This window comes from Streptomyces longisporus (assembly GCF_039532765.1).
GTDB classification, from domain to species: Bacteria; Actinomycetota; Actinomycetes; order Streptomycetales; family Streptomycetaceae; genus Streptomyces; species Streptomyces longisporus.
Window position 1 is genome coordinate 1,243,331 of record NZ_BAAASG010000007.1, and the last position, 6,109, is coordinate 1,249,439.

General features: G+C 70.5%; 7 protein-coding genes. 6 read left to right on the top strand and 1 reads right to left on the bottom strand.

Annotated features, from left to right (window positions below; all coding sequences use genetic code 11):
- Nucleotides 1-2 precede the first annotated feature (2 nt).
- The 6 genes from ABD355_RS17045 to sigJ all read left to right on the top strand — a co-directional run bounded on the left by ABD355_RS17045 (nucleotide 3) and on the right by sigJ (nucleotide 5,976).
- Nucleotides 3-323, top strand: a complete 321-nt coding sequence (locus ABD355_RS17045) for an L-rhamnose mutarotase (RefSeq protein WP_344401168.1) — start codon at nucleotides 3-5, stop codon at nucleotides 321-323.
- 28 nt (nucleotides 324-351) lie between these two features.
- On the top strand, nucleotides 352-1,764 hold the full coding sequence (locus tag ABD355_RS17050) for a BNR repeat-containing protein (RefSeq protein WP_344401169.1): 1,413 nt from the start codon (nucleotides 352-354) through the stop codon (nucleotides 1,762-1,764).
- Nucleotides 1,765-1,843: 79 nt separating this feature from the next.
- A complete protein-coding gene (locus ABD355_RS17055) occupies nucleotides 1,844-2,869 on the top strand; it encodes a LacI family DNA-binding transcriptional regulator (RefSeq protein ID WP_344401171.1) in 1,026 nt (341 codons plus the stop codon).
- A 100-nt stretch (nucleotides 2,870-2,969) separates the two neighbouring features.
- Entirely contained in the window at nucleotides 2,970-4,271 is a 1,302-nt protein-coding gene (locus tag ABD355_RS17060) for an alpha/beta fold hydrolase (RefSeq protein WP_344401173.1), read from the top strand.
- A gap of 44 nt (nucleotides 4,272-4,315) precedes the next feature.
- Nucleotides 4,316-5,059 (top strand): PIG-L deacetylase family protein, encoded by a 744-nt coding sequence (locus ABD355_RS17065; protein WP_344401174.1) that lies wholly within the window; start codon nucleotides 4,316-4,318, stop codon nucleotides 5,057-5,059.
- Nucleotides 5,060-5,085: 26 nt separating this feature from the next.
- Nucleotides 5,086-5,976: an RNA polymerase sigma factor SigJ gene (sigJ, locus tag ABD355_RS17070; RefSeq protein ID WP_344401175.1), complete on the top strand. Its 891-nt coding sequence runs from the start codon at nucleotides 5,086-5,088 to the stop codon at nucleotides 5,974-5,976.
- Nucleotides 5,977-5,979: 3 nt separating this feature from the next.
- Here sigJ and ABD355_RS17075 read toward each other — a convergent pair.
- Nucleotides 5,980-6,109, bottom strand: a 130-nt coding sequence (locus tag ABD355_RS17075) for a DUF5999 family protein (protein ID WP_425585757.1), incomplete at its 5' end; no start/stop codon positions are given.

Consider the following 6,109-nt stretch of genomic DNA (forward strand, 5'->3'; position numbering starts at 1 on the left):
TCATGCAGCGCGTCTGTTTCCTCCTCAAGGTCCGCGAGGACCGGCTCGCCGAGTACCGCGAACGCCATGCCGCCGTGTGGCCGGAGATGCTCCAAGCGCTCTCCGCCACCGGCTGGCACAACTACTCCCTCTTCCTGCGCGACGACGGCCTTCTCGTCGGCTACCTGGAGACCGAGGACTTCGCCGCCGCGATCGCCGGCATGGAGGCCACCGAGGTCAACGCCCGCTGGCAGGCCGAGATGGCGCCGTTCTTCGAGTCACTGGACGGCGCCCGGCCCGACGAGGCCATGAAACCGCTCACCGAAGTGTTCCACCTCGCCTGAGTCCCCTCGCCACCCGCTGGAGCCGCTCATGAGAAGACGTACCGTCCTCGCGACCGCCATACTGGCGGCCGTGGCAACGCCGGGCATCGCACGGGCCGCCGATCCCGGCCCCTCCGTCAGCAAGAAGAGCACCACCCAACTCGACGGTCAGGCCATCTTCTTCGTCTCCTACGACGGACTGGTCAACAACAACTCGTTCCAGAAGAACGGTCTGTTCACCTACAAGGGCTACCAGTACGCCGCCTGGTACACCGCCACCGGCAACGCCGTGGTCGGCCGCCGCGTGCTCGGCGGCAGCAGCTGGTCGACCGTGACGCTGTCCCACGTCCTCAAGACCAGCGACTCCCACAACGTCATCTCCATGGGCGTCTCCAAGGTCGACGGCCGCCTGCACCTCAACATGGACTCCCACAGCGACGGCTACTTCTATGTGAAGTCCATCGCCGGACTCCTCGACAACCCGGCGACCACGTCCTGGACCTCGTCCGTCTTCGGCTCCGTCCAGACCTCGCTCGACGGCCTCGCTCTCACCTCGCAGTTCACCTACCCCCAGTTCATCTCGACCCCCGAGGGCAAGCTCCAGCTCAGCTATCGGGTCGGGATCTCCGGCAACGGCCGCAACGCCCTCGCCGAGTACGACGGTTCGACGTGGACGGCACTGGGGGAGTGGTCCAGCTCCACCGGCACGTACACCAGCTCGCACGGCTCCTCGACCGCCCGCAACATGTACCTGCACGGCATCGACTACGACGTCAACGGGCGGCTGCACTCCTTCTTCACCTGGCGTGAGCAGAACGCCGCCGTGATGTGCAACAGCGGCGGCATCACCAACCACGACACCGGCTACGTCTACTCCACCGACCGCGGCCGCACCTGGCGCAACGACGCGGGCACCGTCGTAGGCACCACCGGCAGCTCCGACACGGTGGCCGTCACCGACGGCGGACTGGTCGTCGACCCGCTCAACCCGGACCACTCGCTGATGAACCAGGAGAGCCAGTTCACCGACTCCACCGGCCTCCCGCACGCCGTCATCAGCTACGTCCCCGGCCGTTTCGGCCAGTGCACCACGAACTACGTCGCCGACCGCACCGCCAACGGCCGCGCCTTCCACGTCCGCAAGAACTCCTCCGGCACCTGGCAGAAGACCGAGATCCCCGTCGCGCTGGGCTCCAGCCAGCGCACCAAGCTGATCCTGGACAAGTACGACAACGCCTACGCGATCTTCCCCTTCGGCCGGATCGCCGGCGCCTCGAAGGCCTCCGGCTACACGGACTGGACGCTGCTGTACGACGGCAGCGAACTGAACGCCTTCGGCGAGGTCGTGATCGACGAGCTGCGGGTCGAGGCGGACAACGTCCTGTCGTTCATGTACCAGGAGAAGTCGAGCGGTACGACCCCCTCGGCACTCCATGTCGTCGACTTCGCACTGCCCGCGTGACCGGGCATGATGCGCCGAACGATGACGGTAATGTGAAGGCCTTCCGGCCGAATCACGTCCCCCTGGAGGTCCCTGCCCGATGAGTCAGTCGGTGGGTATCAAGGACGTCGCCCGCGCCGCCGGAGTCTCCGTCGGCACGGTGTCGAACGTGATCAACCGTCCGGACACGGTCGCCACGGAGACCCGTGCCCGGGTGCTGTCCGCGATCGACCGGCTCGGCTACGTCCGCAGCGAGTCCGCCCGCCAGCTGCGCGCGGGCCGCAGCCGGATCATGGGGCTGCTCGTCCTGGACATGGGCAACCCGTTCTTCGTGGACGTCGCGCGGGGCGCCGAGCGTGCCGCACGCGACGCCGGGCTCGGCGTCATGGTCTGCAACAGCGCCCAGAGCGCGGGCGAGGAGGCCGAGTACCTCTCCCTCTTCGCCGAGCAGCGGGTGCGCGGTGTGCTGCTGACCCCCGCCGACGCGACCGGCCGCAACATCGAGACCTTCCGGCGGCACAACATCCCCTTCGTCCTCGTCGACCGGGTCGCCGAGGGCACCACCGAGTGCTCCGTCTCCGTCGACGACGTGGCGGGCGGCGCACTTGCGGTGCGCCACCTCGTCGACGCCGGGCACCGCACCATCGCCTACGTCAGCGGTCCGCCCGGCCTCAACCAGGTCCGCGACCGCCGCACGGGCGCCCTGAACGCCCTGGCCGAGGCCGGCCTCGGACCGGACTGCCTGCGCGAGCTGCCCACCGAGCGGCTCGACGTGGCCGCAGGCCGGGACGCAGGGGCCCGCCTGCTCGGCCTCGCCGACCGGCCCACCGCCGTCTTCTGCGCCAACGACCTCCTCGCCCTCGGCGTCCTGCAGGCCATGTACGCAGCCGGCATAACGGTCCCCGACGACCTCGCCATCGTCGGTTACGACGACATCGAGTTCGCCGCCGCCGCGGCCGTCCCGCTCACCTCGGTACGCCAGCCGGCCGTCACCATGGGCGCCCTGGCCGCCGAGCTGCTGCTGGAGGAGACGGAGGCGGAGACCGCGACGAAGCGGCACGAGCACCGGCGTGTCGTACTCCAGCCGGAGCTCGTCGTACGACGCTCCAGCCTGTCCGCCCGCTGATCGCCCGGTCAGTAAGTTTTCATGATCCGGGGGTCGGCCGCCGGACGAACCTGTGGTGAAGTGGGACGCGGTCCGAAACCCATCCGTCCCTGGAGACCCGTTGACCGCCACCTACCGCCAGCCCGGCGTCGTCCTCACCGACCGCCACTTCACCGTGCCTCTCGACCACGACGACCCGGCGGGGGAGACGATCGAGCTCTACGCCCGTGAGGTCGTCGCGAGCGACAAGGCCCAGCAGAACCTGCCGTGGCTCGTGTACCTCCAGGGCGGCCCCGGCTTCGGCGCCAACCGCTTCGTGGGCAGGCAGTCCTGGCTGGGGCGCGCCCTCAAGGAGTACCGCGTCCTCCTCCTCGACCAGCGCGGCACCGGCCACTCCACCCCCGCCAACCGCCAGACCCTCCCGCTGCGCGGCGTCCCCGCCCGACAGGCCGACTACCTCGCGCACTTCCGGGCCGACGCGATCGTCCGCGACTGCGAGGCGATCCGGCCCCAGGTCACCGGCGGCGCCCCATGGACGGTCCTCGGCCAGAGCTTCGGCGGCTTCTGCACCGTGAACTACCTCTCCAGTGCCCCCGAAGGCCTCACCGCCGCCGTGATCACCGGCGGCCTGCCCTCCCTCGACGCCCACGCCGACGACGTCTACCGCGCCGCCTACCCCCGCATCGAACGCAAGGTCGCCGCCCACTACGCCCGCTACCCGCAGGACGTCGAGCGCGCCCGTCGTATCGCCGACCACCTGCTCACCCACGAGGTCACCCTCCCGGGCGGCTACCGCCTCACCGCCGAGGCCTTCCAGTCCCTCGGCATCATCCTCGGCGGCAGCGAGGGCAGCCACCGCCTGCACTACCTCCTGGAACACGCCTTCGTCCGCACCCTGCACGGTCAGGCCCTCTCCGACGCGTTCCAGGAACAGGCCCAAGGCCTCCTGTCCTACGCGAGCCACCCCCTCTACGCCCTCGTCCACGAGGCGATCTACGGCCAGGACGAACGCCCCACCGCCTGGTCCGCCGAACGCGTCCGCGCCGAGTTCCCGCAGTTCGACGCCGCCAAGGCCCTCGCGGGCGACGGCCCGCTCCTGTTCACCGGCGAGTCCGTCCACCCCTGGATGTTCGACTGCGACCCGGCGCTGCGCCCCCTGCGCGAGACCGCCGAGCTGCTCGCCGCCCGCACCGACTGGCCGCCCCTGTACGACCCCGCCCGCCTCGCCGCCAACGAGGTCCCGGTCGCGGCGGCGATCTACCACGACGACATGTACGTCGACACGGCCCACGCTCTGGAGACGGCGCGCACCATCCGCGGCCTGCGGACCTGGGTGACCGACGAGTTCGAGCACGACGGCGTACGGGCCGGCGGTCCCCGGGTGCTGGACCGGCTGCTGGCGCTCACGCGTGACGAGGCATGACATTCACCGGGAGTGATGTCGGCGTCACGCACTAGTCTTCGACCATGACCGAGCCGAAGATCACCGAGCTGCAGCCCATGCCCGCCGACTGGCAGCGCGCCCTCGCCGTCGTCGCGCACCCGGACGACCTCGAGTACGGGTGCTCGGCGGCCGTCGCCGCCTGGACCGACGAGGGCCGCGAGGTCGTCTACGTACTGGCCACACGCGGTGAGGCGGGCATCGACACCCTGGAGCCCGCGAAGTGCGGTCCGCTGCGCGAGCGGGAGCAGCGGGCGAGCGCGGCGGTGGTGGGGGTGACGCAGGTGGAGTTCCTCGACCACCAGGACGGCGTGGTCGAGTATGGCACCGCGCTGCGCCGCGACATCGCCGCCGCGATCCGCCGCCACCGGCCCGAGCTGGTGATCACCCTCAACCACCGCGACACCTGGGGCGGGGTCGCCTGGAACACTCCGGACCACGTGGCCGTCGGCCGCGCCGTGCTCGACGCGGCGGGTGACGCCGGCAACCGGTGGATCTTCCCCGAGCTCGTCGAACAGGGCCTGGAGCCCTGGAACGGCGTCCGCTGGGTCGCCGTCGCAGGCTCCGCCTCGCCCACGCACGCGGCGGACGCCTCGGCCGGACTGGAACGTGCGGTGCACTCGCTGCTCGAACACCGCAGCTACATCGAGGCGTTGACCGACGAGGACCCGGAGACCTACGCCCGCGGATTCCTGACGGCGAACGCCACGGCGGCGGGGGAGCGGTTCGGGGGCCGGCCCGCGGTCGCGTTCGAGGTCTTCAACCGATAGGCACAGCCGAACACATGGGGGAGCACATGAACAGCACGGACGCACTGGCCGACCGGTTCGAGGAACACCGGGGCCATCTGAAGGCGGTCGCCTACCGGATGCTCGGTTCGGTCGTCGAGGCGGAGGACGCCGTCCAGGAGAGCTGGCTGAAGCTGAGCCGCTCCGACGCGCACGCCATCGAGAATTTGGGCGGCTGGCTGACCACCGTGGTCGGACGGGTCTGTCTCGACATGCTGCGCTCCCGGGCCTCGCGTCGCGAGGATCCCATCGACGAGACGTTCGTGCCCGATCCCGTGATCAGGCCTCTGTCGCAGATCGACCCCGAGCAGGAAGTACTGCAGGCCGACTCGGTGGGGCTGGCCCTGCTGGTGGTCCTGGAGACCCTCGAACCCGCCGAGCGGCTGGCGTTCGTGCTGCACGACATGTTCGCCGTGCCCTTCGACGACATCGCGCCGATCGTGGAGCGCAGTTCGGCGGCGACCCGACAGCTGGCCAGTCGGGCCCGGCGCCGCGTCCGCGGTGCCACCCCGTCCTCGGAACCCGACCTCGGCAGACAGCGGCAGGTCGTCGACGCCTTCATGGCGGCCGCCCGAGCCGGTGACTTCGAGGCACTGGTCGCGGTCCTGCATCCGGACGTGGTGCTGCGGGCCGACTCCGGTGCGCTGGTCGGGGGCGCCGCCGCCTCCAAGACGGTGCGCGGCGCGAAGCCGGTGGCCGAACAGGCGCTGCTGTTCCGGCAGTTCGCTCAGTTCGCGCGGGTGGTGCTGGTCAACGGGGAGATCGGTGTCGTCAACGCGCCTGAGGGACGCCCGCTGTCGGTCATGGGCGTCACCGTCGCCGACGGCCGGATCGTGGCCCTGAACATCCTGGCCGACCCGGAACGGCTCGCCCGCCTGGACCTCGGAGCGTTCGACTGAGGGTCAGGCGGCCACGGCCAGCGGACGCAGGGTGCGGTGCGGGTCCACGACCCGCCCGTCCGGCAGCAGTTCACCGGTGTCGTCGACTATGCCGATCAGTCTTCCGGGTGTCTTTGATGTCCAACTCGCTGTC

What these genes read in the sequence shown, in the direction of transcription:
- ABD355_RS17045 (WP_344401168.1), top strand. Translation starts at nt 3, where the DNA reads ATGCAGCGCGTCTGTTTCCTCCTCAAGGTCCGCGAGGACCGGCTCGCC.
- ABD355_RS17050 (WP_344401169.1), top strand. Translation starts at nt 352, where the DNA reads ATGAGAAGACGTACCGTCCTCGCGACCGCCATACTGGCGGCCGTGGCA.
- ABD355_RS17055 (WP_344401171.1), top strand. Translation starts at nt 1,844, where the DNA reads ATGAGTCAGTCGGTGGGTATCAAGGACGTCGCCCGCGCCGCCGGAGTC.
- ABD355_RS17065 (WP_344401174.1), top strand. Translation starts at nt 4,316, where the DNA reads ATGACCGAGCCGAAGATCACCGAGCTGCAGCCCATGCCCGCCGACTGG.
- sigJ (WP_344401175.1), top strand. Translation starts at nt 5,086, where the DNA reads ATGAACAGCACGGACGCACTGGCCGACCGGTTCGAGGAACACCGGGGC.